Below are 24516 nucleotides of genomic sequence, written 5' to 3'. Positions count from 1 at the left end.
TAAAGAAAGCATCATGCACAAGGTAATTTTTGATACGGACCCCGGCGTCGACGACGCGATGGCGCTGCTTTTCCTGCACAATCATCCCGAGATCGACCTGGTCGGCATCACATCCGTGTTCGGCAATGCCTCGGTCGAGACGACGACGCGCAACGCGCTGTATCTGAAGCAGCAATGGCACATCCCCGCCCCCGTCGCCAGAGGCCTTGGCGAAACGCTTAATCCGTCGCGCCCGCATGTCGACTGGCCGACCGGCATCCATGGCCATGATGGTCTTGGCAATATCGGCGCCCCGGATGTCGTCGACCTTCCCTGCCATCCCCTGCCGGCCCATCGCTTCATCATCGAGACCGTGCGCGCCAATCCCGGCGAAGTGACGCTCGTCGCCGTCGGCCGGATGACCAATCTGGCATTGGCGCTGCGCGACGATCCGGATATTGCCGTGCTCGTCAAGGAAGTCGTCATCATGGGCGGCGCTTTCGACATGCGCGGCAACATCACGCCTGCCGCCGAAGCCAATATTCACGGCGACCCGGAAGCCGCCGATGCGGTGATGACGGCTCCCTGGCCGGTCGTCGTCGTCGGGCTCGACGTCACCGAGGAGACGGTAATGACGCGCGCGCGGCTCGCGGCGATCGTCGCAACCGGCGGCGAACGGGCGAAGCTGCTCTCCGACATCTCGCAATTCTACATCGATTTTTACGAGCAGCACGTCGAGGACGGCATGGTGATCCATGACAGCTGCGCCTGCGTCTATGTCGTCGCACCGCACCTCTTCACGCTGCGCAGCGGTGCGATCCGCGTTGTCTGCGGCGGCATCGCCGATGGCCAGACCATCCAGAAGGCCGACGACCACCTGTTTCCGCCGAGCGCCTGGGACAACCTGCCGAGCCAGAACGTCTGCGTCGGGATCGATGCGGATGCGGTGCTGGACCTGATCTCCGAGACCCTCGCGCTGAACCCGGCAGCCTGACGCATAAAAATTCAACCGCGATAGCTGGCAGCCGGTGGATTGCCAGCTATCTTCGTTTCCATGAAACCGGAAACGCTGCTTTATCCGACGCCCAAGGGTCTCTATTGCGAGAAGGGCGGCTTCTATATCGACCCCGTCCAGCCGGTCGAAAAGGCGCTGATCACCCATGGCCATGCGGATCACGCCCGCGCCGGTCATACCCATGTGCTGGCGACGCGCGAAACGCTGGACATCATGCGCATCCGCTATGGCGATGCCTTCTGCAGCAAATCCGAGGAAGCCGTGCTCGGCGCCCGGACCACGATCGGCGACGTCACCGCCAGCTTTCACCCGGCCGGCCATGTCCTTGGCTCGGCGCAGATCGCGGTGGAAGCCAATGGCACCCGCATCGTCGTTTCCGGCGACTACAAGCGGCGGCGCGACCCGACCTGTCTCGCCTTCGAGCCGATCCCCTGCGACGTGTTCATCACCGAGGCGACATTCGGGCTGCCGGTCTTCCACCATCCCGATGACCGCGGCGAGGTCGCCAAGCTCATCACATCGCTGCGGCAGTTCCCCGAGCGCGCCCATCTGGTTGGCGCCTATGCGCTCGGCAAGGCGCAAAGGATCATCGCCCTTCTGCGGGAAGCAGGCTACGACCAGCCGATCTTCATCCATGGCGCGCTGGCCAGGCTCTGCGATTACTACGAGGAACGAGGCGTAGACCTCGGCGACATTCGCCCGGCGACCCTCGACGTCGAGGACAAGCAATCCTTCGCCGGGGCGGTCGTCATCGGCCCGCCTGCCGCCTTCGCCGACAGATGGGCGAGGCGCTTTCCCGATCCCGTCGCCATCTTCGCCTCCGGCTGGATGCTGGTGCGCCAGCGGGCCAAGCAGCGCGGCGTCGAATTGCCGATGATCATTTCGGATCATTGCGACTGGCCGGAACTGACCGAGACCATTCGCGAGATCAATCCAGGCCAGGTCTGGGTGACGCATGGCCGCGAGGAGGCCCTCGTGCGCTGGTGCGAATTGCAGGGCATCGCCGCCCGGCCGCTGCATCTCGTCGGCTATGACGACGAGGGGGAATAGCCGATGCGCGCCTTCGCCGAACTGCTCGACCGGCTGGTCCTCACCCCGCAGCGCAACGCCAAGATCAAGCTGATGGCCGACTATTTTCGCAACGCCCCGGACCCCGATCGTGGCTATGCGCTGGCGGCGATCGCCGGCACCCTGACGCTCAAGGCCGTCAAGCCGAACGTGCTCCGCCAGCTGGTGCTGGAGCGGATGGACGAGGTCCTGTTCCGTTATTCCTATGACTATATCGGCGATCTCGCCGAGACGATATCGCTGGTCTGGGAAAGACCATCCGGCAGCGATACGGCTGTGCAGGACCTTTCGCTTGGCGCCGTCATGCATCAGCTTGAAATGGCCGGACGCGCCAATGTGCACGGCGTCGTCCGCAACCTGCTCGATCAGCTCGATGGGTCGAGCCGCTTCGCCCTCCTCAAGCTCATCACCGGCGGCTTGCGGATCGGCGTTTCGGCACGGCTCGTCAAGCAGGCGCTTGCCGACATGGGCAATGTCGATATCACCGAGATCGAGACGCTGTGGCATGGCCTCTCGCCGCCGTATACGTCACTGTTTCGCTGGCTCGACGGCAAGGCGGACAAGCCGGAACTCGACATGCCGGCCGTCTTCCACGCCGTCATGCTGGCAACACCGGTTGGCGACAGCGATCTTGCATCACTCGATCCGAGGGACTTCGCTGCCGAGTGGAAATGGGACGGCATCCGTGTGCAGCTTGCCAACCTGGCGGGCACGCGGCGGCTCTATTCGCGCAGCGGCGACGATATTTCCCATGCTTTCCCGGACATCCTGGAGGAGGCTGATTTCGAGGGTATCATCGATGGAGAGCTGCTGGTCGGTGGCACGATCCGCACCAACCGCGCCACCCGGACCTTCTCCGATCTGCAGCAACGGCTGAACAGAAAGACCGTGAGCCGCAAGATGCTGGAGGAATATCCCGCCTTCATCCGCGGCTACGACCTCTTGTTTACCGGCAGGCGCGATATCCGGCAGGAAAGTTTCCTGACGCGGCGGGCCGAGCTTTCCGCGCTCATCGACAAGGCAGCACCCTCCCGGTTCGATCTTTCGCCGCTCGTCCCTTTTTCGACCTGGGAGGAACTTGACCAGCTGCGCGCCGATCCGCCTCATCCTGTCATCGAAGGCATCATGCTGAAGCGCCTGGATTCCCCCTATACCTCCGGCCGGTCGAAGGGGCCATGGTTCAAATGGAAACGCGAGCCTTACAATATCGATGCTGTGCTGATGTATGCGCAACGAGGGCACGGCAAGCGGTCGAGCTACTACTCCGACTTCACCTTCGGCGTCTGGATGGAAAGCGACGGCAAGGATGTGTTGGTGCCGGTGGGCAAGGCCTATTTCGGCTTTACCGACGCGGAGCTGGAGGTCCTCGACCGCTATGTGCGCAACAATACCGTAGAAAGGTTCGGTCCGGTTCGCTCCATCCGGGCCGAACCGGACCATGGTTTCGTGGTCGAGGTTGCCTTCGAGGGCATCAACTTTTCCACCCGGCACAAATCCGGTGTCGCCATGCGCTTCCCGCGCATTTCCAGGCTTCGAACGGACAAGTTGCCGCGGGAGGCGGACCGCCTCGAAACGCTGCTCGCCATGATCGGCAAGCCGGGAACCGATCTGGAGGAGATCAGGGAACCAATTTAGAGGGCGATGGTTAATGAAGCAGCATCTCACCAAAGGAGAAGGACGATGCCTGCAAAATCCCAAGCCCAGCAGAAGGCGGCCGGCGCAGCCCTCGCCGCCAAACGCGGCGACATGAAGAAATCCGAGCTCAAGGGGGCTTCCAAGGGCATGGAGAAATCCATGTCGGAAAAGGAACTCAAGGAACTGGCCGAAACAGATCGTAAGAAACTGCCGGAGAAGAAAAAATCCAAGTAAGCGCGCCGTCTGAAATTCAGCCTTTGCGCACTTATTGTTAAGACGGCTTTGCGACACTGCGGCCCAATTGCTGGCGATGAAACGAACGGCTTTGGGGCTTGCGTGTTTTCGAGAATGTCGACTGTATTCAGAACATCACAGATAGTTCGGTTTTTCAAACCGAACTATCTGCCGACCTATATTGCTCTCATGATCGTGGTTACAGCGGGGATATTTGCCGAGCAGCAAAACCGCGCGGTGCACGCCGCCAGGGCCCGCGCTGCCGTTGCTGCTCAACTTAGCCCGATCCGCTCGCGGCTTGAAGCCAACATCAACGGCGATATCCAGCTCGTCCGCGGCCTGATCGCGACGATTGCAACAGAGCCCGGGATGAACCAGAAGCGGTTCTCCGAGCTGGCACGCAGCCTTTTCAACGAGCGCTCGCGCCTGCGCAACATAGTGGCAGCGCCAAATCTCATCGTCTCCCTCGTCTATCCGATGAAGGGAAACGAGAAGGCCCTGGGGCTCGACTACCGCAAGAACAAGAACCAGCGTGCCGCAGCGATGCGGGTTCAATCCTCCGGCAAGATGGTGCTGGCCGGCCCACTCGAGCTTATCCAGGGCGGCAATGGCCTGATCGGCCGCTTCCCTGTCTCCCTTTCCTTGGGCGGCGCGTCCAACCACTTCTGGGGCATCGTCTCCGCGGTCATCGACGTCGATCGGCTCTACCAGGACAGCGGCCTTCGTTCGCAAGCGCTGGACCTCGACATCGCAATCTCGGGACGCGACGGGCTGGGGAAAGAGGGGGCGTTGTTTTATGGCAATAGCGCCGTCAAAGACGCCAACCCGGTCGAAGTCAACGTCTTCCTGCCCGGCGGCTCCTGGGTGATCAGCGCCGCGCCCAAGGGCGGCTGGGTCGACACGCCGCCGAACGCATGGCTGATCCGAAGCCTCGTCGCGCTCGGTGGTCTCTTCATCGTCGTGCCGATGTTCGTCACTGGTCGTCTGATGCAGGAGCGACAGCGCAACATCCGGGTGCTGCAACACAACAAGGATCAGTTGCAGGAACTGTCCCACCGCCTGAAGATCGCGCTCGATGCATCGCAGATCGGCATCTGGGAGCTTGATATTTCCTCCGGCAAACTCCTCTGGGACGACCGCATGAGGGAACTCTACGGGATGCGCGGGGGCGTGCGCGAGGTCTACGAGGACTGGCGTGACGCACTGCATCCGGGCGACCTGCAACGGGCCGAACAGGAATTCAGCGACGCCCTTCTCCATGGGACAAACTATATTTCGCAATTCCGCATTCGCCTGCCCGGCAACCAGACACGGCATATCCGCGCCGTCGGCTCGATATATACCGGTGCGGGGGGCAGAGAAAAAATCGTTGGCGTCAACTGGGACGTGACCGCCGATGTCGAGAACAGCGAGCGGCTTGAAGCAGCCAAAGGACAGGCCGAGGCGCACAGCGCCGAACTGGAGGCTGCCCGGCATCGCATGGAATTCAATGCCCTGCACGATCCGCTGACGGCCTTGCCGAACCGGCGCTATCTCGACGAGATTCTGGCCGATCGGCGTTCCAGCACTGCGACGCGGGACCTTGCCAGCATTTTTCACATCGATCTCGATCGCTTCAAGGAAATCAACGACACCCTCGGCCATGCGGCCGGCGATGAAATCCTGCGGCATGCCGCCCAGATCCTGCGTGACAACACCGGCGATGACGATTTCGTCGGCCGGATCGGCGGGGACGAGTTCGTGATCATTTCCCGCAATGGCGGTGTCGAGGGTCAGCACCTCGCTCTCGCGCAGCGCATCATCGATGCCATGAGCGTGCCGGTCAAATACAAGGAGCAGGACTGCCGCATCGGTGTGAGCATCGGTATCGCCCACCAGGCGAGACGGGAAGAGGCACTGACCCACGTGCTGGTCAATGCCGACATTGCACTCTACGAAGCAAAGCGCCGCGGCCGAAACCGATACGAAGTTTTCACCCATTCCCTGAAGACGGCGGTTTTCGCCACCAAGCAGACCGCGGACGAAATCCTGCGGGGGCTCGAGCAAAACGAGTTCATCGCCTACTTCCAACCGCAGTTCTGTCCTGTCGGCCTGAATATCATCGGCGTCGAAGCGCTGGCGCGGTGGGACCACCCGACCAAGGGACTGCTGGCGCCGCACGCTTTCCTCAAGACGGCGGAAAACATCAACGTCCTCTCGGAGATCGACCACAGGATTTTCGAACAGGCCCTCTTCCAGTCACGCCGCTGGGATGCGAGCGGCATCGATATTCCAAAGGTATCGGTCAACCTCTCCTATCACCGGCTGCATGACGAAAAACTGGTCGATCGCCTCAGCCGGCTGACTATTCCAAAGGGTAAAGTCTCGTTCGAATTGCTGGAATCGATTTCGTTCGACGAGAGCGACATGACGGTTCTGTCCAATATCGAGCAGATCAAAAACCTCGGCATCGACATCGAAATCGACGACTTCGGCACCGGCTATGCCTCGATCGTCAGCCTGTTGAAGCTGACGCCGCGCCGCCTGAAGATCGACCGGCAGCTGGTCATCCCGATCCTCACCTCCGCGAAACAGCGCCAGCTCGTCGCCTCCATCATCGATATCGGCACGTCGCTCGGCATCGAGGTCATCGCCGAAGGGGTCGAAACGATGGAGCATGCCCGCATCCTCAGGGATCTGGGCTGTCATGGCCTGCAAGGCTATGCCTTTGCCCGGCCAATGAGCGCCAATGACCTTGCAAATTTTGCGCGTGAACGGCGGTGGCTCGCGGCGTGATTCGTCTCCTCATTCGTGAATCGCGCCAGGAACCGCGTGAATCGCCTTCCGCGGAGGAATAATCTTTGATTGCCGAACCCAGGCTGCTCTTGCAACCTCGGCTCAACGCGCGCGGCCGCGAATAGCGCTCCGAAAAATTTCAGATATGCGTAACCTTTGTGGGTCACGCTGTGTCTGGTGATTCGGGCAACTCGCTGGCCAAACCGCGGGTTGGCAACGCCTGCCGGGGAATTTTCTTCGTACCCCTTGAAATCCGAAGCGCAATGACCAAGCCGTGGCACTTGGGAAACACCTGGCCCTGGGGATGGCCATATTACATCCCATGTTTGCAATTGTTCCCTCGCCAGCGGCGAGGAAAATGTTAAAGACGGACAAAGTGAATCGTTTGTTACCGGCTCGGGACGGGCCGGATGGGGATCCAGATGAAAACAGTAAAAGTGCTCCTGCCCTTGAGCCTTCTTCTTCTTTCCGGCTGCGTCGTCGGCCCCGATTACAAAGCCCCCGACGCAGCACTTCCGGCAAAATTCTCGCAGCGCGGCCGTGCGGAGGCTGTCAATGTAACGCTGAACCCCTGGTGGGAAGCCTTCCGCGACAAGAAATTGGACAGCCTCGTCGCCCAGGGCATGGGCGAAAACCTTGACGTCCAGCAGTCGCTGGAACGTATCGTCGAAGCCCGCGCCAACGTTATCGTTGCCGGCGCAGGCGGTCTGCCGCAAATCAACGCAGGCGGATCCGGCACCGTCGAAGGACAGGATGGCTCTTTCCGGCGAAACAGCGGCTCAGGCGATCACAGCGAAACCAAAACGCTCTCCGGCGGTGCTGACGCTTCGTGGCTGATCGATTTGTTCGGCCAGTATCGCCGCGCCAAGGAATCGGCGACTGCGTCGCTCGACGCCGCCTACGATGACGTCAACGTGGCTCGGCTCGCCTATCTATCCGACCTCACCACGTCCTATATCGAGGCGCGCTACAATCAGGAGGCCTACGCACTGCAGCAGCAGAGCCTCTCCTCACGGCGCGAAACCCTGAAGCTGACGGAGGACATCAAGGCGGCGGGTGCGGCTTCCAGTCTCGACGTCGTCCAGGCGGAAGGCCTCGTGAACTCGACGCTCGCGGAATTGCCTGGCTATCAGACAGGGTTCAATCAGGCAGCAAACCATATCGCCACCCTGCTCGGCCTGCCGGCGACCTCCGTCACCGCCAGCCTGACCAAGGGTTCGGCGCAACCTTCGCCGCGCTATAACACCAAGATCGGCGTCCCCGCCGACCTGGTTCGCAACCGTCCGGATATCCGCCGGGCAGAACGCCAGTTGGCAGCCGCCACGGCATCGATCGGCGTCGCGGAAGCCCAGCTCTATCCGAGCCTGACGTTGAGCGGTTCAATCGATGCTTCGCGCATCGTTGCTTCCGCTGCCAGCGGCGGTCTCACCAGCTGGTCCTTCGGTCCGAGCCTCAACCTGCCGATCTTCAACGGCGGCCGGCTGAAGGCCAATGTCGATATCGCCAAATCCTCCGCTCAACAGCAGTATCTCGCCTGGAAGCAGGCTGTGCTGAACGGCATCGAGGAGGTCGAGGACGCGCTGGTTGCGCTGCGCAATGACTACGAGACAGTCGCAGCACTGCGCAAGGTCGTCGATTCCTACGAGGAGGCGCTCGGACTTGCGCGCGAAAGCTACAAGGGCGGCGCAACCTCGCTGCTCGACGTTCTCGATGCGGAACGCTCACTTGCGACGTCGCGGGTCGCGCTCGCGGCCGGCATCCGCAACCTCGCCAACAACTACGTTTCATTGAACGTCGCCCTCGGCGGCGGCTCGGCCATCGAGCCGCCGAACGGTAAGGGCAACGAGGGCAAGACGGCCGCGGGTTACTGACGGACAGACATGAAAATATAGAGCGCGGCTGATTTCGATCGGCCGCGTTTTTGTTTGCAGCATCGATGGGTGCGCAACGCCGTCCTCGCAGCGCTTGAAACAATCGGAAACGTCGAGGGGTGGTCGGCGCCGCGGCCGACGGGTCGGCCCGCAGCAGCAGCGCCGTCAGCTCCGCCTTTTCCGCCAGCGCCTGGTCGAACATGGCCTCCGGCCGCTTCCGCCGACCAAAACGCACGCGGCCCGGCCGGTCGACACGGCCGTCTTCCGTGTCGAAATATTTCTGGCCACGAAGCCATTGCATTTTGTTACAAAACCGCCGCCTGACTATTTCCCGGCATGCTCCGTTCGACGCCCGCCGCAGTTGAATCGACCAGCAGCAAATGCAGCGCCTTCAAGAGCAACGAATTGCCGCAGCGGCCATTTTTTATCACGGCGGCGGGTTGGCATCAGGGTGGAAAGCAGACATAAAAACACAATGCCTTTGCGCCGTTTCCCGGTGCGCTTCGGGCGCGATCCTCGCGCCCAGATGCAAAGGCCTTCGCAGACCCCTTGCGGTCTTCCCAGTCGGAAAACGTTAAGGAAACGGGCACATCGAGATCGCGGAAACACTGCTTCTGGTCCTCGTCCTCGCACCTTTCGCGGGAAGCCTCGCTGCAATCTGCATTCCGGCCAACAAGGGCACGCCCGCCGCCTGGCTTTCCGGGGGCGTTGCCTTGTTTTGCCTTGCGACGGCGGCCGGCCTCTATCCCATCATCGCATCCGGCAGGATCCTGCGCTACGACGTGAACTGGCTGCCGGAACTCGGGCTGAATTTCACCCTGCGCATGGATGGTTTTGCCTGGATGTTCGCCAGCCTGGTAACGGCGATCGGTCTGCTCGTGGTCGTCTACGCCCGTTACTACATGTCGACAAGCGACCCCGTGCCGCGCTTCTTTTCGCTGTTTCTTGCCTTCATGGGCGCGATGCTCGGCCTCGTCCTTTCCGGAAATCTCATTCTGCTGGCGATCTTCTGGGAGCTGACCAGCATCGTCTCCTTCCTGCTGATCGGCTACTGGCACCACAATGCGCATGCCCGCGAAGGCGCCCGCATGGCGCTGACCATCACCGGCACCGGCGGCCTTTGCATGTTCGTCGGGCTGATGCTGATCGGCCATATTGCCGGCAGCTACGATCTCGATGCCGTCCTCTCCTCGGGTGACGTGATCCGCGCCGATCCGCTCTACACGACCGTACTGATCCTCATCCTGCTCGGCGTGCTGACCAAGAGCGCGCAGTTCCCGTTCCATTTCTGGCTGCCGCATGCCATGGCCGCACCGACGCCGGTCTCGGCCTATCTTCACTCCGCAACGCTGGTGAAGGCCGGCATCTTCCTGCTCACCCGGCTATGGCCGGTCATGGCGGGCACCGATGCCTGGTTCTGGATCGTCGGTCTGGCAGGGCTGAGCACGCTTTTGCTCGGGGCCTATTTTGCGATCTTCCAGCAGGACATGAAGGGCCTGCTCGCCTATTCGACGATCAGCCATCTCGGTCTGATCACCGTGCTGCTCAGCCTCGGCAGCCCCTTGGCTGCGGTTGCCGCAATCTTCCATACGATCAACCACGCAACCTTCAAAGCCTCGCTGTTCATGGCGGCTGGGATCATCGACCATGAAACCGGTACGCGCGACATGCGGCGGCTGAGCGGCCTGTTCCAATACATGCCGTTTACGGCGACGCTCGCCATGGTCGCCAGTGCCGCGATGGCCGGCGTGCCGTTGCTCAATGGCTTCCTTTCGAAGGAAATGTTCTTCGCCGAAGCGATCGAAACCCACAAATACAACATTCTCGACACGATGACGCCCTATGTCGCGACACTGGCGAGCATGTTCGCCGTGACTTACTCGCTGCGTTTCATCCACGGCGTCTTCTTCGGGCCGCCGCCGCGCGACCTGCCGAAGATGCCGCACGAACCGCCGCACTGGATGCGCGCGCCGATCGAATTCCTGGTGCTCGCCTGCCTCGTCGTCGGTATCGTCCCCTCCTGGACCATCGGCCCCTTCCTGCATACGGCCGTCAAATCGGTGCTCGGCGACGCAACGCCGGTCTACAGCCTGGCGGTCTGGCATGGCTGGAACGTGCCGCTGCTTATGAGCGTGATCGCGCTTGTCGGCGGCGTCGGTTTGTTCCTCATCATGAACGGCTACCTGGCCACCAGCATCGAGGGTCCGCCCTTCTTCCGTCGTCTCCAAGGCCAGCGCATTTTCGAGCGCGTGCTCGTCACGCTGTCGTGGAAGTGGGCGCGGTCGATCGAGATGCGAGCCGGCACGCGCCGCCTGCAGCCTCAAATGCGCATCCTCGTTGCCGTTGCTTTGCTCGCTGGCTCGACCACGCTTTTGACGCAAGGTTTCAAACCAGCGGCGATCGTTCTGCGCGGCATCGATCCGGGCTTTGCGCTGATTTGGCTGATTGGCATGATCTGCGCCGTCGGCGCTGCCTATCAGGCGAAATTCCACCGGCTGGCGGCCCTCGTGCTGCTTGGCGGCGCGGGGCTTGTCACCTGCATCACCTTCGTCTGGCTTTCGGCGCCGGATCTCGCGGTGACGCAGTTGCTCGTCGAGATCGTCACCACGGTTCTGATCCTGCTCGGCCTGCGCTGGCTGCCGAAGCGGATCGAGAACCCCGATGATCCTGAAATGATGACAATGCCCGTACGCTTGCGCCGCTTGCGGGATCTCGTGGTCGCTTTGTTTTGCGGCATCGGCATGATGCTCGTCTCCTACACGATGATGAGCCGCGAGATGCCGGAGACGATTTCGAGTTATTTCCTCGAGCGCGCTTATAGCGAAGGCGGCGGCACCAATGTCGTCAACGTCATTCTCGTCGATTTCCGCGGCTTCGACACGCTCGGCGAGATCGCTGTGCTGTGCATCGTCGCGCTGACGGTGTTTGCGCTGCTTTTGCGCTTCCGCCCGGCGGCCGAGAGCCTGGAAACGCCCGAACAGCAGCGCGTGCAGAACGCCTTCGACGACGAGCATCCGCACCGCAAGACGGGCGACAGCATCGCCGAATACCTGCTCGTGCCGTCGGTCATCATGCGCTGGATGTTCCCCGTCATCGGCATGCTGGCGGCCTTCCTGTTCTTCCGCGGCCATGATCTGCCAGGCGGCGGTTTTGCCGCCGGCATCGCCATGTCGATCGGCTTCATTCTGCAATACATGGCCGGCGGCACGCGCTGGGTCGAGGAACGGCTGCGCATCCACCCGCTGCGCTGGATGGCGATCGGCCTTGTCATTGCGACGGCAACAGGTCTTGGTTCATGGCTGTTCGGCTATCCGTTCCTCACCTCGCACGCCCAGTACGCATCGCTGCCGATCATCGGCAAGATCCCGCTGGCGACCGCAATCCTGTTCGATCTCGGCGTCTTCTCGCTGGTGCTCGGCGCCACCGTGCTGATCCTGATCGCGCTCGCCCACCAGTCGGTACGCGCACCACGCGCCCAGCTCATCCGGGCTGCGAGAGCCGCTGCGAAGGAGGGCACCTGATGGAACTCGTGCTCTCTGCAGGCATCGGCGTATTGACCGCTTCCGGCGTCTGGCTGTTGTTCCGGCCACGCACCTATCAGGTGATCATTGGCCTCTCGCTCCTGTCCTATGCCGTCAATCTCTTCATTTTCGGCATGGGACGCCTCAGGGTGAATGCGCCGCCATTGCTCGAGCCGGGCGGCACCGGCGGGCTCTTGACGCACACCGATCCCATTCCACAAGCGCTGGTGCTGACCGCCATCGTCATCGGCTTTGCCATGACGGCGCTCTTCCTCGTGGTGCTGCTCGCCTCGCGCGGTTTCACCGGAACCGACCATGTGGACGGCAGGGAGTAGCGCGGCGTGAACTGGCTCCACCACCTGATCGTCCTGCCGATCCTCTTGCCGCTGGTGACCGCAGCCATCTTGATCCCTGTCGATGAGCGCAATCGCACGGCAAAGGGTGTCCTGGGCTTCGCCTCGACCATGCTGATCTTTCTTGCCGGCGTCGTTCTCATGCGGGTCGCCGCCACTTCCCAGGACGGCGCAAGCGTCTACCTGCTCGGCAACTGGCCGGCACCATTCGGTATTGTCCTCGTGCTCGACCGCCTGTCTGCCCTGATGCTGGTCCTGACATCGGTTCTGGCGCTCGCGACACAGGTGTTCTCGATGGCGAAGTGGCATCGGATGGGCCACCACTTCCATTCGCTGTTCCAACTCATGCTGGCGGGGTTGAACGGCGCCTTCCTGACCGGCGACCTTTTCAACCTGTTCGTCTTCTTCGAAATGATGCTGGCCGCCTCCTATGGCCTGTTGCTGCACGGCTCAGGGCCGATGCGCGTCAAGGCCGGGCTGCACTACATCGCCGTCAACCTCGCCGCATCTTCACTGTTCCTGATCGGCGTCAGCATGATCTATGGTGCGACCGGAACGCTCAACATGGCCGACCTTGCACTGCGGATCGGAACGATCGGACAGGAAAACCGGATGCTGATGGAGGCGGGGGCTGCCCTTCTCGGCATCGCCTTCCTCGTCAAGGCCGGCATGTGGCCGCTCGGCTTCTGGCTCCCCGCAGCCTATTCGGCGGCGACGCCTCCGGTCGCCGCGATCTTTGCGATCCTCACCAAGGTCGGCGTCTATATCCTTCTGCGGCTTTCCCTGCTGCTGTTCGGCAGCGACGCCGGGAACTCAGCCGGTTTCGGACAACCGATCCTGCTCTATGGCGGCTTGCTGACCATCGGCTTCGGCGCGATCGGCGTCCTTGCCTCGCAGGCGATGGGCAGGCTGGCGGGTTATTGCGTGCTGGTTTCCTCCGGCACGCTGATGGCGGCCATCGGGCTCGGCAACGGCGCTGTCATCGGCGGCGCGCTGTTCTATCTCGTCAGTTCGACGCTGACGATCTGCGCCTTTTTCCTCCTGATCGAACTGGTGGAGCGCGCCCGTGACGCCGGCGCCGATGTTCTGGCCGTCACCATGGAAGCCTATGGCGATATTGACGAGAACGAGGAGGAAAAGGAGGTCGGCGTTGCCGTGCCCGGTACGATGGCTGTTCTCGGCCTTTGCTTTTCCGCCTGCGCCGTCCTGCTTTCGGGGCTTCCGCCGCTCTCCGGTTTCCTTGCGAAGTTCGCGATGCTGCATGGCCTGTTCAATCCCGGCAGCTTCGGCGGTGACGCCCCCGTTTCGGCAGCGGAATGGACCTATACCGCGCTACTCATCCTTTCCGGTCTCGCCGCGATGATCGCGATGAACCGCGTCGGTATCCGCACCTTCTGGACCTCGATCGAAGGCACCATTCCGCGCGTCTTCCTGATCGAGATCGCCCCTGTCCTCATGCTTCTGGCGGTCTGCGCCTTCCTGAGCCTGCAGGCCGGCTCCGCGATGCGCTATATGGACGCCACCGCCAAGGCGCTGTCCGAACCGCAAAACTACATCGGCCGGGTGATGTCGGCGCCGCGCGCCGGCTCAGTGGGAGGGGAATGAGCCATGCGCTACTGGTTCCCCTATCCGCTGCTCTCCCTTTCGCTTCTCGCTCTCTGGCTTCTGATCAACCAGTCTCTTTCGACCGGACATATCCTGCTCGGCAGCACGCTCGGCATTTCATGGGCCTGGATCATGGTCAACCTGCAACCGGACAAGACCCGGCTGCGAAATTTTCGCCGCATTGCCGTCCTCATCGGCCACGTCGCCATCGACGTGCTGCGCTCCAATCTGGCCGTCATGGGAGTAATCCTGCGCGGCGGCAACCGTCCGGTGAATTCCGGTTTCGTGGCGATCGACCTCAGCCTGCGTGACGACAATGCGCTGGCGCTGCTCGGCTGCATCCTGACGGCGACGCCCGGCACGGCTTGGCTGGAATTCGACCGGCAGACCGGCGTTCTCATGATCCACGTCCTCGATCTCGAAAACGGCGAGCGCTGGTCAGAGCTGATCAGACGCCGCTACGAAGCTCCGCTGAAGGAGATATTCGAATGAACGAACTCTTCATCATCTGGTCGATTCTCATCTCTCAGATATTGCTCGGCCTGGCGATGGGCTGCGGCCTTTATCGCATCGCCCGCGGTCCGCGCGCGCAGGATCGCATCCTCGGACTCGATGCGCTCTACATCAACGCCATGCTGCTTCTATTGACGTTCGGCATCCGCACCGCCAATTCGATCTATTTCGAAGCGGCCCTGGTCATCGCCTTGCTCGGCTTCGTCTCCACGATCGCCTTTGCCAAATTCCTGATGCGCGGCGAGGTGATCGAATGAGCCATTTGACCGACCTTCCGGTCTGGGCGGCGATCCCGGTCTGCCTACTGCTTCTCGCTGGTTCAGCCATCACCCTGACCGGCTCGATCGGACTGATCAGGCTGAAGACCTTCTACGGCCGCCTGCATGCGCCGACGCTCGGCTCCAGCGCCGGCACCATCCTGATCTGTCTCGCCTCGATGATTGCCTTTGCCGTGCTTCAGAACCGCTGGATTTTCCATGAGGTCCTGATCGTCATCTTCGTCATCCTGACGACGCCGGTGACGCTGATGCTGCTCGGGCAGGCGGCGCTCTATCGCGATCGCATCGAGGGCAGTACAGACGTGCCGCGCAAGACGTCGGGTCCGGAGCCGGATCTGTCCGCGATCGATATCTGATCGCAAAGGCTATTCGCGACCGCGGAAGCGGCGCTGGTAGGCGGCATCATAGAGCGAACTCTCGCGAAAGCCGCTGGCTTCCAGCGTCCGGCCGACGAAGATCAGGGCCGTGCGCTCAATGGGCTCCGCCGCAACCTTGGCTTCGATATTGCCAAGCGTGCCCCGCACCACCCGTTCGTCCGGCCAGGACGCCTTGACGACAATGGCAACCGGGCAGTCGGCGCCGTAAAGCGGCGTCAGTTCCCCGACCACCTGCGGCAGCGCATGGATCGCCAGATGGATCGCCAGCGTCGCACCCGTCGCACCGAAACCGGCCAGCGTCTCCGCGTTCGGCATCGGCGAGGCGCGGCCGGAAACACGGGTCAATACGAGGCTCTGGGCGACGGCGGGAATGGTGAGTTCCCGGCCAAGGGTGGCGGCAGCCGCCGCAAACGCCGGAACTCCGGGGGTCATCGTGTAGTCGAGCCCGTGTTTCTCCAGCCGGCGGATCTGCTCGGCAACCGCGCTCCAGACCGAGAGATCGCCGGAATGCAAGCGCGCAACATCATGGTTGGCCTCGGCCGCCTTCACGTATTCGGCCTCGATCTCATCGAGCGACATCGGCGCGGTATCGACGATACGCGCGTCCTTCGGGCAATATTGCAGCAATTCCGGCGAAACGATCGAGCCGGCATAGAGGCAGACCGGGCAGCGGGCGATCAGATCGCGGCCGCGAACGGTGATCAGGTCTGCGGCACCGGGGCCGGCACCGATGAAATGAACTGTCATGCTGATTCCTCTTGAAATTCCGGCTTCACCCATGACCATTGCGTCACCGGCATGGCCGGGCGCCAGCCTGTCATCGCTCCCACCGGCGAAGCGCGGGCGATATCGATGCGGATGAGCGAGCCGCCAAGTCGGGCATGGTGCTCCAGTAGCACGGCTTCCATCTGTGTCGTGACGGCATTTGCGACCATGCGGCCACCGGGCTTCAAGGCCGCAAGGGCTGCGTCCATCACGCCGTCTTCGCTGCCTCCACCGCCGATAAAGATCGCGTCCGGGCTTGGCAATCCTTTCAGCGCAGCAGGAGCAGTGCCTTGAACGACGATTAGTCCTGGCACACCCAGACTTGCAGCATTGCGCCCGATGCGTTCCGCGCGCTCTGCGGAACCCTCGATGCCGATTGCCTTCATGGCTGGATCGGAGAGCATCCATTCGATACCGATCGAACCGGAGCCGGCGCCGATATCCCAGAGCAATTCGCCGCGACGTGGCGCCAGCGCTGACAGGGTCAACGCGCGGATTTCACGCTTGGTGATCTGGCCGTCATGTTCGAACAAGCCGTCATCCAGCCCCTTCGTCAGCGGCAGGACACGCGCGCCTTCACCCGCCACGACCTCGACGGCGCAGATATTCAGCGGGTTGATGCCACTCAAGGAAAAGTCAGAAGCAATCTGCGAGGTAACCCGCTCATGCACGCCACCCAAGGCCTCGAGCACGGTCAATCTGGATCGGCCAAAACCGCTGCCGGCGAGCAACGCAGCCAGCGCTGCCGGGCCTTGCTCGTCCGAGGTCAGCGCAAGAACACGGCTGCCGGGCTGCAGATGCGGCCGGATCAGATCGACGGGCCGGCCATGCAGGGAAACCGCCGCCGTGTCCTGGAGCGCCCAGCCGAGGCGCGACGCGGCGAGACTGAAGGAGGATGGCGCCGGCAGCACCCGCATCTCGGTGGGATCGATATGCCGGGCGAGCGTGACGCCGACGCCGAAGAAGAACGGATCGCCGGAGGCGAGCACCACGACCGGCGTTCCCCGAAGCGCCACGGCGGCCTCCATGGAACGTTCGAACGGGCTCAGCCACACATGGCGCTCGCCATGGACCAGTGGCCCGGCCAGTTCCAGGTGACGCGCCCCGCCGAAGACGACAGATGCGCTGGCGATCCACCGCTTGGCCTCGTCGCCGAGACCCGCTAAACCATCTTCGCCGAGGCCGATGATCGTCAGCCAGGGCGCATTTTTTCCGGAAGAAAGGGACTGAGCGTCAGACATGAGCAAACACCGCATCCTGATTCTCGGCGGCACCACGGAAGCGCGGCAACTGGCGGCTGCCCTGGCGGATCGCGCGGACTGCGATCTGCTGCTTTCTCTGGCCGGACGGACGGCGGAGCCCATGGCCCAGCCGGTACCCGTGCGCAGCGGCGGCTTCGGCGGCGGCGACGGCCTTGCTGAATTCCTCAACGCGGAGAAATTCGACCTCCTGATCGACGCGACGCATCCCTTCGCGGCGCGGATTTCGCAGAATGCGGCGATGGCAGCGAGGGAAACCGGAACTCCTATCTTCGCCCTGCGCCGTCCCGACTGGGAACGGCAGGCCGGCGATCGCTGGACCAGCGTTGCCTCCGTTGCCGAAGCAGCCGGGGCGCTCGGCGAAACGCCGAGACGCGTCTTCCTCGCCATCGGCCGGCAGGAGGCTTTCCACTTCGAAAGCGCGCCCAAGCATCATTACCTGATCCGCAGCGTCGATCCCGTCACGCCGTCGCTCCGCGTTCCCCACGCAAGCTACCTGCTCTCGACCGGTCCGTTCGAGGAAGAGGCAGAACGAGAGCTTCTGATAGGTAACCAGATCGAGGTTGTCGTCGCCAAGAACAGCGGCGGCTCGGCCACCTACGGCAAGATCGCGGCCGCGCGCGCGCTTGGCATCGACGTGATCATGGTCGAGCGCCAGCAGTCGGCCGATGTCCGCACCGTGGGTACCGTCGAGGAAGCGCTCGGCCTTGTCGATCACCTTTTCTCCCCGGAAATGAACCGCGGCGTATAGACGAGATCCGGCTTGTCCGGACGCGGGATGATCCGTGTTTCCGGCGAGCCGATGATGACGCAGGTGGCCATGTCGGCCTTCTGCGCGTCGGCACTTCCGAGCGGCATCACCAGCATGCGCTCGTCGGGGCGCCCGGCCGCCCGGCCGAAGATCACCGGCGTTTCGGCGGGCAGCACCGTGCGCAGGATGTCGAAGGCTTCGCCCAGTTGCCAGGGCCGCGCCTTGCTGATCGGATTGTAGAGCGCGATCACCAGACCGGCCTCCGCCACCAGCTTCAGCCGGCGCGTGATGACATCCCAGGGCTTCAGATTGTCGGAAAGCGAAATGGCGCAGAAATCATGGCCGAGCGGTGCACCGATGCGGGCGGCGACGGCGAGCATCGCGGTGACGCCGGGCGTGACGACGAGGTCGATCCCGCGCCATTCGCCCGGTCCCTTGTCGATCGCCTCGCAGATGGCTGCGGCCATGGCGAAGACGCCGGGGTCGCCGCCCGAGACGACGCAAACATTGGCGCCTTCAGCCGCGTGGCGAAGTGCCGCTTGAGCGCGATCGAGTTCCTCGCGATTGTCAGAGGCGATACGGTTCTGATCGGGGCGCAGCGACAGGCGATCGAGATAGGGACCATAGCCGAAGAAATCCGTCGACTTCGACACGGCATCGACCGCCTCCGGCGTCATCTGCTGCGGGCCGCCGGGACCAGTGCCGATCACATAAAGCGTGCCGCTCATGGCCGATCCTTCCAGCCGGGCACCAGCACCAGCGAGAAATAGGGCGCCTCGTCATCGGCCTTTTCGGCAAGCGGGATCATGGCGGAATTGGCCATCGTGCCGCGCTCGACATAAACCGCCTGGGTGAGCTTGCCGGCGGCGGCGAGTGCCCGGCGGATCTTCGGCAAGTTGCGGCCGACCTTCATGATCACGGCGGCTTCCGTATCGCCAAGACGGCGAACGAGCTGCGCCTCGGCCATGGTACCGGGAAGGACGGACAGCACATCATCGCCCTGTACGATCGGCAGGCCGGCGAGCGACCAGCAGCCGGACATGGCGGTGATGCCCGGAATGACCTCCACGGGGAAACGCCCGGCCAGCCGCACGTGCAGGTGCATGTAGGAGCCATAGAACATCGGGTCGCCTTCGCTGAGGATCGCAACCGTACGCCCCGCTTCCAGATGTTCGGCAACAGCGGCGGCCGAGGCATCGTAGAAGCCGGTGATCTGGCTCTTGTAGTCGTCGTGTTCCTTGTCGATCTCGACCGTCACCGGATAATAGAGCGGCAGTTCGGTAAGACCCGGTTTCAGCAACCCCTCGACCACGGCCCGGCCGTTGCCACGCCGCCCTTCCTTGGCGAAATAGGCGAGCACATCGGCCGCTTCCAGCGCCCGAACGGCCTTGAGGGTGAGGAGCTCGGGATCGCCCGGACCAGTGCCGACACCGATCAGCCTGCCTGGAGAAAGCGCGCTCACAGGCCCGGCCTCGCCAGCGAGTTGACGGCCGCCGCCGTCATCGCGCTGCCGCCGAGGCGACCGCGCACGATGGCATAGGGCACGCCATAGGAATTTTCAGCCAGCGCATCCTTCGATTCTGCCGCACCGACGAAGCCGACCGGCATGCCGATGATCGCCGCCGGTTTCGGCGCGCCGTCACGCAACAGTTCCAGCAGATAGAACAGCGCCGTCGGCGCATTGCCGATGGCAACGACGGAGCCGGCCAGGCGCTCGACCCAGAGCTTCAAGGCTGCCGCCGAGCGGGTATTGCCGATCTCACGGGCGATATCGGCGGTCTGCGGCTCGCGCAGGGTGCAGATCACGTCGTTATCGGCCGGCAGGCGCGCGCGCGTGATGCCGTGGGCGACCATGAAGGCGTCGCAGAAGACCGGTGCGCCGTTCTTGAGCGCATTGCGGGCAGCGGACACGAAACCGGGGGCGAATTCGAAATATTGAGCGGCCTCCACCAATCCGCAGGCATGCACCATACGAACGGCAAGATCGGCCTCCTCTTCGGAAAAGCGGGAAAGATCAGCCTCGCTGCGGATAATGGCAAAGGAGCGCTCGTAGATGGCGTCGCCATCTCGGATGTAATCGTATTCAGGCATCTCTATCCCTGTTGAACCGCGGCGATGATGACCTCCGCTCCGAGCCGTGTAAGGCAGGACCGTGCCGATTCGCCAGCCCGTTTCCTCTGCCGCACCAGTGCCTCGAGGCGTTCCATCGCGGATCTTATGGTTTTCTCTTCGATGTAGGCGTTCGGCGCGGCCGAGGCAGCACCATTTACGACAAGGCCATAGCCTATTGGCGCAGCCGTAATCGTCAGCGTAGACGCAGACGGTTTGGCGCACCCTTTTGCGCAGCCGGAGACGTGGACGGTCAGCGAGCCATCGAGAAGCGACGGCGCAGCGTCGATCACCGTTTGCGCCGTAACCCGCGTATCGATCAAAGCGGAAGCACAGGCGCCCGCGCCGGCACAGGCGGCAATGTGATTGCGCGGATCGAGCGGAAACGCTCTGAGATCATGGCCCAATGCCAGGGCCTGGGCGGCGGCAATCCGGTCGGGGGCTATTCCCAAGACCATCAAAGCGTGACCGGGCGCCAGGCGAATTTCCGTCGCACCGAAAACGTCGAGCGCCTCGACGAATGTTCGAAGCTCCTGCGACCGGATTTGCCCGAATGCCAGACCGAGACCGAAGGCGTTCCTGTCCGCGCCAAGCTCGTGAATGCCCGCAGGATTGGGCGCGGGCTCCGCCGGCTCTACGGCATCGACATCCGCCACCGAGACTAAACCGGCCTTCAGGATGGCGGCATCGATGTCGCGCGCGCGGGCACTGTCACCGATCGTGGCAAGCGCTTTCAGAATGTCCATGACAGCCGGAACCACAGCCGGTTCATCCAACAGGGCGATCCGCCTGGATGTCGCTTCCGTTCCGGCAAGGGCCAGCAGCCACAATGTTTTTCCATCGACGCGGACGGCGCGCAGGCGGATATCGGCGGTTACCCCACCGAGATGCAGGTGCCCGCCGCCGTCAACCGTAATCGACAATTTCGGCGCAAGGATAAGCCGTGGTTGACATGCCGCAACCGTCGCCCGCAATTGCGCAGCGAGAGGCAGCGGATTGACGATTTCGGATATATCCAACCCTGCGAGGGGCGGCGTTTCGATCGCGAGGCCTTCGGCGACTTCGATCCCGGCTTCGGCGACTTTCACGGCAAGAAGCGACACCGTCTCCGCTCTCAGCCCGCGGATTTGCAAGCTTCCTCGAGCCGTGACTTCCAGAATGCCGTTTCCACAGACTTCGGCAGCCTCCGCCAAGGCGATCAATTCACGCAGCCCAAAGCCAGGTTTTGCCGGGCGCAGCCGCACGAGAAGACCGTCGCCCGTCACCATCGGCGTTGCCATCGACGGACAAGCGCCGCGGCGCATCGAGCGTCGATGTCCGGCCGGATTCTCAACTGGTGCAGCACAGATCGTCATCGCGGTTGGCTGGTCATCTCCCATTCGAAGGCGCGGCCCATTGTTTCAGATCGCCGGGAGCCTTCCGATCCGTCCATATAGCATTCTACGACGCGGGCAAACCAGTCGCCATGCGACGGCGGATAGCGGGATCGATCGCGCCGGCCGCTATTCCTCGAAATCCTTGCCCTTTTGCAGGAGATAGATATCCATGATCCAGCCGTTGTGTGCGCGTGCTTCGGCCCTGGTTCTCACAATATCGTCCCGCACGTCGACGAGCCGGCCGGACATGACGATTTCCTGCGCTGTGCCCAGATAGGCGCCCCAATAGATCTGCGCATCCGGATCCTCGATCTTCATGAAGGCCTGCTCGCCATCCAGCATCACGACCGCAGTCTCGGTTTTGTCCGGAAAGCTCTCCGCAAGCCGGCGTCCCGTGGTGATCTCCACTGGCTTGCCGACAAGATTGAGCGGTATCCGGTGGCTGGCGGCCAGCGCCTGGATGCTGGTGATGCCGGGAATGACCGAATAGTCGAATGTCACGGTTTCCAGGGCGCGAACCCGCTCGATGATGCGGATCGTGCTGTCATAGAGCATCGGATCGCCCCAGACGAGAAAGGCGCCGGTCTCTCCGTCCTTCAACTCGTCGAGCAGCAGCCGTTCATAAGCTGCGGCGATCACCGCATGCCACTGATCGACACTCTGGTGGTAGGAGCGCTCCGCCGTCTGGCGGACCGGGACCGCGAACTCGACGACGCGGAACTGCGGCCGCGTGACATAGCGCGAAACGATATCGCGGCGAATATCGGCAAGCTGCGCCTTTGCATCGCCCTTCGTGGGGATGAACAAAACGTCGGCACTGTTCAGCGCGTTGATCGCCTGAATGGTCATATGTTCCGGATTGCCGGTGCCTATACCCACGATCAGAACGTTTTTCATGCCCAAGCCTTTGCCACACCGCGTGCCCGTCTTTGGCCGATAGACCGGATTGAAGCAAGGCCCCCTGCTTCTGGCAGAAATATCCGCGCAGCCGCGTCAACCTACCTGAACTACCGCTTAAGTATCGGATTAAACACAATAAATAATCTCGAGAAACACAGCGTAAAATATGGCAATATCCAGCAAGTTCCACAAAGAACGCGAAAAATTCATATATTTAGCGCAAAAAAGCCGGAAACGACCGCGCAAAAGCATGTTCCGCAAGCGACAGACCTCAGGTCGTGCGACTTTAGAGAAATTGTGGCACATTGGTGCAACCATTGAGACGACAGGCGTCTCGCGAGGACTTCCACGGTGAAACATTCGAAAAGTACCCAGAGCATTGCAGATCCGATTCTGGCCTTGCGCGACTGCAAGATGGCCTTCGGCGGCGTGTTCGTTGCAAGTGCTCTCGTCAACATACTCTACCTGACGGGCTCCTTCTTCATGCTGGAGGTCTATGACCGGGTCCTGCCGAGCAGAAGCGTGCCGACCCTTCTCGCGCTCTGTTTGCTAGCTCTGTTGCTCTATGCTTTCCAAGGTGCATTCGAAATGGTGCGCGGCCGCATGTTCGTGCGCATTGCGGGCGCGCTCGATGAAGCCATGAGCGGCCGCATCTATCGTGCCGTGGTGCAAGCGCCGTTGAAATTGCGCACGCAGGGCGACGGCCTCCAGGCACTGCGCGATTTCGACCAGATCCGCTCTTTCCTCTCGGGATCGGGACCGGCAGCTTTCCTAGATCTGCCCTGGCTGCCGCTGTATCTCGCCATCTGCTTCATGTTCCACTACTGGATCGGCATCGTAGCGGTCGCCGGCTCGATTATCCTGATCACGCTCACGTTCCTCACCAATCGCGGCACCCAGGGGCCCTCCAAAAGAGCATCGGAGGCTGGCAATCAGCGCAACGCCTTCGCTCAGTCCTCGCAGCGCAATGCCGAGGTCATGCAGGCCATGGGCATGCTCGGCCGCATGTCGCAGCTCTGGGACGTGCGAAACAACAGCTTCCGGGAACAGAACCGCGAAACCTCCGACGTCGGCAATGGCTATGGCGCGCTCTCCAAGGTGTTCCGCATGGCGCTGCAATCCGCTGTGCTGGCAACCGGCGCCGTTCTTGTCATCGAGGGCTCGGCTTCTCCGGGCATCATCATCGCCGGTTCAATCCTGACGGCACGCGCGCTTGCCCCTGTCGAACTGGCGATTGGTAACTGGCGCAGTTTCGTTTCCGCGATGCAAAGCCGGCAAAGGTTGAAGGATCTGCTGACCGCCCTGCCGGAACGCGACGCCCCGCTGGAACTGCCGGTGCCGAAAGAACGACTGAGCGCGGAAAACCTTGCCGGCGGCCCGCCCGGGGCGCAGCGCCTGACGTTCGGCGACGTCAATTTCACCGTGAAGGCCGGCAGCGCGCTCGGCGTCATCGGCCCAAGCGCTTCGGGCAAGTCATCGCTGGCGCGCGCGCTGATCGGTATCTGGCCATCCTATCGCGGCTCCGTCCGGCTTGACGGCGCAGCGCTCGACCAGTGGGATACCGACAGGCTTGGCCGCCATATCGGCTATCTGCCGCAGGATGTCGAACTGTTCGCAGGCAGCGTGGCACAGAACATTGCGCGGTTTGCGGCCGACGCTTCGCCCGGGGCCGTTGTTTCCGCAGCCCGCGCCGCGCGTGTCCACGATCTCATTCTGAAACTGCCGAACGGCTATGATACCGAGATCGGCGAAGGCGGCGCAGCGCTTTCCGCCGGGCAGCGCCAGCGTATCGCGCTGGCACGCGCGCTCTACGGCGACCCCTTCCTGGTGGTTCTCGACGAACCGAACTCCAATCTCGACGCCGAGGGCGAGCAGGCCCTCACCCAGGCGATCATGAGCGTGCGCGCCCGCGGTGGCATTGTCATCGTCGTTGCCCATCGGCCGAGCGCGCTTGCAGCCGCCGATATGGTGTTGATGATGAGCGAAGGACGGATGCAGGCCTTCGGGCCGAAGGACCAGGTGCTTGCGCAAATCCTGCGTAGGCAAGACCACCAGCCGCAAATTGCCGGCCCCGCCACGCTGAAAATCGTGGGTGAAGGACAGGAGTCCGCATCGTGACCGATATTTCCGTG

Annotated in this window: 21 protein-coding genes; 14 read left to right on the top strand and 7 right to left on the bottom strand. The window is 62.6% G+C overall.

All coding sequences use genetic code 11. From position 1 onward, the window contains the following. Positions 1-13: 13 nt before the first annotated feature. From ACSQ2W_RS10235 to mnhG, 12 genes are all read left to right on the top strand, one after another. A complete protein-coding gene (locus ACSQ2W_RS10235; protein ID WP_436086142.1) occupies positions 14-973 on the top strand; it encodes a nucleoside hydrolase in 960 nt (319 codons plus the stop codon). 60 nt (positions 974-1033) lie between these two features. Further along, on the top strand, positions 1034-2044 hold the full coding sequence (locus ACSQ2W_RS10230; RefSeq protein ID WP_436087746.1) for a ligase-associated DNA damage response exonuclease: 1011 nt from the start codon (positions 1034-1036) through the stop codon (positions 2042-2044). Positions 2045-2047: 3 nt separating this feature from the next. Further along, a complete protein-coding gene (locus ACSQ2W_RS10225) occupies positions 2048-3697 on the top strand; it encodes a cisplatin damage response ATP-dependent DNA ligase (RefSeq protein ID WP_436086141.1) in 1650 nt (549 codons plus the stop codon). A 45-nt stretch (positions 3698-3742) separates the two neighbouring features. Next, on the top strand, positions 3743-3931 hold the full coding sequence (locus tag ACSQ2W_RS10220; protein WP_436086140.1) for a DUF3008 family protein: 189 nt from the start codon (positions 3743-3745) through the stop codon (positions 3929-3931). 114 nt (positions 3932-4045) lie between these two features. Further along, positions 4046-6706, top strand: a complete 2661-nt coding sequence (locus ACSQ2W_RS10215; protein ID WP_436086139.1) for a bifunctional diguanylate cyclase/phosphodiesterase — start codon at positions 4046-4048, stop codon at positions 6704-6706. Between the two features lie 422 nt (positions 6707-7128). Beyond that, on the top strand, positions 7129-8577 hold the full coding sequence (locus tag ACSQ2W_RS10210) for an efflux transporter outer membrane subunit (RefSeq protein ID WP_436086138.1): 1449 nt from the start codon (positions 7129-7131) through the stop codon (positions 8575-8577). 608 nt (positions 8578-9185) lie between these two features. Beyond that, complete coding sequence (locus ACSQ2W_RS10205) at positions 9186-12098, top strand: monovalent cation/H+ antiporter subunit A (protein WP_436087745.1); 2913 nt, start codon at positions 9186-9188, stop codon at positions 12096-12098. Continuing rightward, complete coding sequence (locus ACSQ2W_RS10200) at positions 12098-12433, top strand: Na+/H+ antiporter subunit C (protein WP_113004313.1); 336 nt, start codon at positions 12098-12100, stop codon at positions 12431-12433. The genes ACSQ2W_RS10205 and ACSQ2W_RS10200 overlap by 1 nt, the downstream gene beginning before the upstream one ends. Before the next feature lie 6 nt (positions 12434-12439). After that, complete coding sequence (locus ACSQ2W_RS10195; RefSeq protein ID WP_436086137.1) at positions 12440-14056, top strand: monovalent cation/H+ antiporter subunit D; 1617 nt, start codon at positions 12440-12442, stop codon at positions 14054-14056. A gap of 3 nt (positions 14057-14059) precedes the next feature. After that, positions 14060-14548, top strand: a complete 489-nt coding sequence (locus ACSQ2W_RS10190) for a Na+/H+ antiporter subunit E (protein WP_436086136.1) — start codon at positions 14060-14062, stop codon at positions 14546-14548. Further along, positions 14545-14826 carry a K+/H+ antiporter subunit F gene (locus tag ACSQ2W_RS10185; protein WP_436086135.1) on the top strand — a complete coding sequence of 94 codons (282 nt, stop codon included), beginning with the start codon at positions 14545-14547 and terminating at the stop codon, positions 14824-14826. The genes ACSQ2W_RS10190 and ACSQ2W_RS10185 overlap by 4 nt, the downstream gene beginning before the upstream one ends. After that, positions 14823-15203: a monovalent cation/H(+) antiporter subunit G gene (gene mnhG / locus ACSQ2W_RS10180; RefSeq protein ID WP_436086134.1), complete on the top strand. Its 381-nt coding sequence runs from the start codon at positions 14823-14825 to the stop codon at positions 15201-15203. The genes ACSQ2W_RS10185 and mnhG overlap by 4 nt, the downstream gene beginning before the upstream one ends. 9 nt (positions 15204-15212) lie before the next feature. Here mnhG and cobM read toward each other — a convergent pair whose 3' ends face one another. Next, positions 15213-15971 (bottom strand): precorrin-4 C(11)-methyltransferase, encoded by a 759-nt coding sequence (gene cobM / locus ACSQ2W_RS10175; protein ID WP_436086133.1) that lies wholly within the window; start codon positions 15969-15971, stop codon positions 15213-15215. Continuing rightward, positions 15968-17230 (bottom strand): precorrin-6y C5,15-methyltransferase (decarboxylating) subunit CbiE, encoded by a 1263-nt coding sequence (cbiE, locus tag ACSQ2W_RS10170; protein ID WP_436086132.1) that lies wholly within the window; start codon positions 17228-17230, stop codon positions 15968-15970. Before cbiE ends, cobM begins: the two co-directional genes overlap by 4 nt. Between cbiE and ACSQ2W_RS10165 the strand changes: the two genes are divergently transcribed. Continuing rightward, positions 17229-17999, top strand: coding sequence for a cobalt-precorrin-6A reductase (locus ACSQ2W_RS10165; RefSeq protein WP_436086131.1), 771 nt, complete (start codon positions 17229-17231; stop codon positions 17997-17999). The two genes, cbiE and ACSQ2W_RS10165, sit on opposite strands and share 2 nt — an antisense overlap. Here the strand turns inward: ACSQ2W_RS10165 and ACSQ2W_RS10160 are convergent. The 5 genes from ACSQ2W_RS10160 to cobF all read right to left on the bottom strand — a co-directional run bounded on the left by ACSQ2W_RS10160 (position 17963) and on the right by cobF (position 22381). Beyond that, a complete protein-coding gene (locus ACSQ2W_RS10160; RefSeq protein WP_436086130.1) occupies positions 17963-18727 on the bottom strand; it encodes a precorrin-3B C(17)-methyltransferase in 765 nt (254 codons plus the stop codon). The two genes, ACSQ2W_RS10165 and ACSQ2W_RS10160, sit on opposite strands and share 37 nt — an antisense overlap. Next, complete coding sequence (locus ACSQ2W_RS10155) at positions 18724-19461, bottom strand: precorrin-2 C(20)-methyltransferase (RefSeq protein ID WP_436086129.1); 738 nt, start codon at positions 19459-19461, stop codon at positions 18724-18726. Before ACSQ2W_RS10155 ends, ACSQ2W_RS10160 begins: the two co-directional genes overlap by 4 nt. Next, positions 19458-20090 (bottom strand): precorrin-8X methylmutase, encoded by a 633-nt coding sequence (locus ACSQ2W_RS10150; RefSeq protein WP_113004303.1) that lies wholly within the window; start codon positions 20088-20090, stop codon positions 19458-19460. The genes ACSQ2W_RS10155 and ACSQ2W_RS10150 overlap by 4 nt, the downstream gene beginning before the upstream one ends. Positions 20091-20092: 2 nt before the next feature. Beyond that, positions 20093-21463 (bottom strand): precorrin-3B synthase, encoded by a 1371-nt coding sequence (cobG, locus tag ACSQ2W_RS10145; RefSeq protein ID WP_436087744.1) that lies wholly within the window; start codon positions 21461-21463, stop codon positions 20093-20095. Positions 21464-21610: 147 nt separating this feature from the next. Continuing rightward, positions 21611-22381, bottom strand: coding sequence for a precorrin-6A synthase (deacetylating) (gene cobF, locus ACSQ2W_RS10140; protein WP_436086128.1), 771 nt, complete (start codon positions 22379-22381; stop codon positions 21611-21613). A 417-nt stretch (positions 22382-22798) separates the two neighbouring features. Here cobF and ACSQ2W_RS10135 point away from each other — a divergent pair, with 417 nt between their 5' ends. Continuing rightward, positions 22799-24502 carry a type I secretion system permease/ATPase gene (locus ACSQ2W_RS10135; protein ID WP_436087743.1) on the top strand — a complete coding sequence of 568 codons (1704 nt, stop codon included), beginning with the start codon at positions 22799-22801 and terminating at the stop codon, positions 24500-24502. Positions 24503-24516 lie beyond the last annotated feature (14 nt).

Origin of the sequence: Pararhizobium sp. LjRoot255, assembly GCF_964252905.1 — a bacterium.
Lineage (GTDB): Bacteria > Pseudomonadota > Alphaproteobacteria > Rhizobiales > Rhizobiaceae > Pararhizobium.
This window is presented reverse-complemented; position numbering and strand designations above follow the sequence as displayed.

What these genes read in the sequence shown, in the direction of transcription:
- ACSQ2W_RS10150 (WP_113004303.1), bottom strand. Translation starts at nt 20,090, where the DNA reads ATGCCTGAATACGATTACATCCGAGATGGCGACGCCATCTACGAGCGC.
- ACSQ2W_RS10185 (WP_436086135.1), top strand. Translation starts at nt 14,545, where the DNA reads ATGAACGAACTCTTCATCATCTGGTCGATTCTCATCTCTCAGATATTG.
- cbiE (WP_436086132.1), bottom strand. Translation starts at nt 17,230, where the DNA reads ATGTCTGACGCTCAGTCCCTTTCTTCCGGAAAAAATGCGCCCTGGCTG.
- ACSQ2W_RS10225 (WP_436086141.1), top strand. Translation starts at nt 2,048, where the DNA reads ATGCGCGCCTTCGCCGAACTGCTCGACCGGCTGGTCCTCACCCCGCAG.
- mnhG (WP_436086134.1), top strand. Translation starts at nt 14,823, where the DNA reads ATGAGCCATTTGACCGACCTTCCGGTCTGGGCGGCGATCCCGGTCTGC.
- ACSQ2W_RS10160 (WP_436086130.1), bottom strand. Translation starts at nt 18,727, where the DNA reads ATGAGCGGCACGCTTTATGTGATCGGCACTGGTCCCGGCGGCCCGCAG.
- ACSQ2W_RS10215 (WP_436086139.1), top strand. Translation starts at nt 4,046, where the DNA reads ATGTCGACTGTATTCAGAACATCACAGATAGTTCGGTTTTTCAAACCG.
- ACSQ2W_RS10230 (WP_436087746.1), top strand. Translation starts at nt 1,034, where the DNA reads ATGAAACCGGAAACGCTGCTTTATCCGACGCCCAAGGGTCTCTATTGC.
- ACSQ2W_RS10220 (WP_436086140.1), top strand. Translation starts at nt 3,743, where the DNA reads ATGCCTGCAAAATCCCAAGCCCAGCAGAAGGCGGCCGGCGCAGCCCTC.
- ACSQ2W_RS10165 (WP_436086131.1), top strand. Translation starts at nt 17,229, where the DNA reads ATGAGCAAACACCGCATCCTGATTCTCGGCGGCACCACGGAAGCGCGG.
- cobF (WP_436086128.1), bottom strand. Translation starts at nt 22,381, where the DNA reads ATGAAAAACGTTCTGATCGTGGGTATAGGCACCGGCAATCCGGAACAT.
- ACSQ2W_RS10210 (WP_436086138.1), top strand. Translation starts at nt 7,129, where the DNA reads ATGAAAACAGTAAAAGTGCTCCTGCCCTTGAGCCTTCTTCTTCTTTCC.
- ACSQ2W_RS10135 (WP_436087743.1), top strand. Translation starts at nt 22,799, where the DNA reads ATGGCCTTCGGCGGCGTGTTCGTTGCAAGTGCTCTCGTCAACATACTC.
- ACSQ2W_RS10190 (WP_436086136.1), top strand. Translation starts at nt 14,060, where the DNA reads ATGCGCTACTGGTTCCCCTATCCGCTGCTCTCCCTTTCGCTTCTCGCT.
- cobG (WP_436087744.1), bottom strand. Translation starts at nt 21,463, where the DNA reads ATGACGATCTGTGCTGCACCAGTTGAGAATCCGGCCGGACATCGACGC.
- ACSQ2W_RS10235 (WP_436086142.1), top strand. Translation starts at nt 14, where the DNA reads ATGCACAAGGTAATTTTTGATACGGACCCCGGCGTCGACGACGCGATG.
- cobM (WP_436086133.1), bottom strand. Translation starts at nt 15,971, where the DNA reads ATGACAGTTCATTTCATCGGTGCCGGCCCCGGTGCCGCAGACCTGATC.
- ACSQ2W_RS10200 (WP_113004313.1), top strand. Translation starts at nt 12,098, where the DNA reads ATGGAACTCGTGCTCTCTGCAGGCATCGGCGTATTGACCGCTTCCGGC.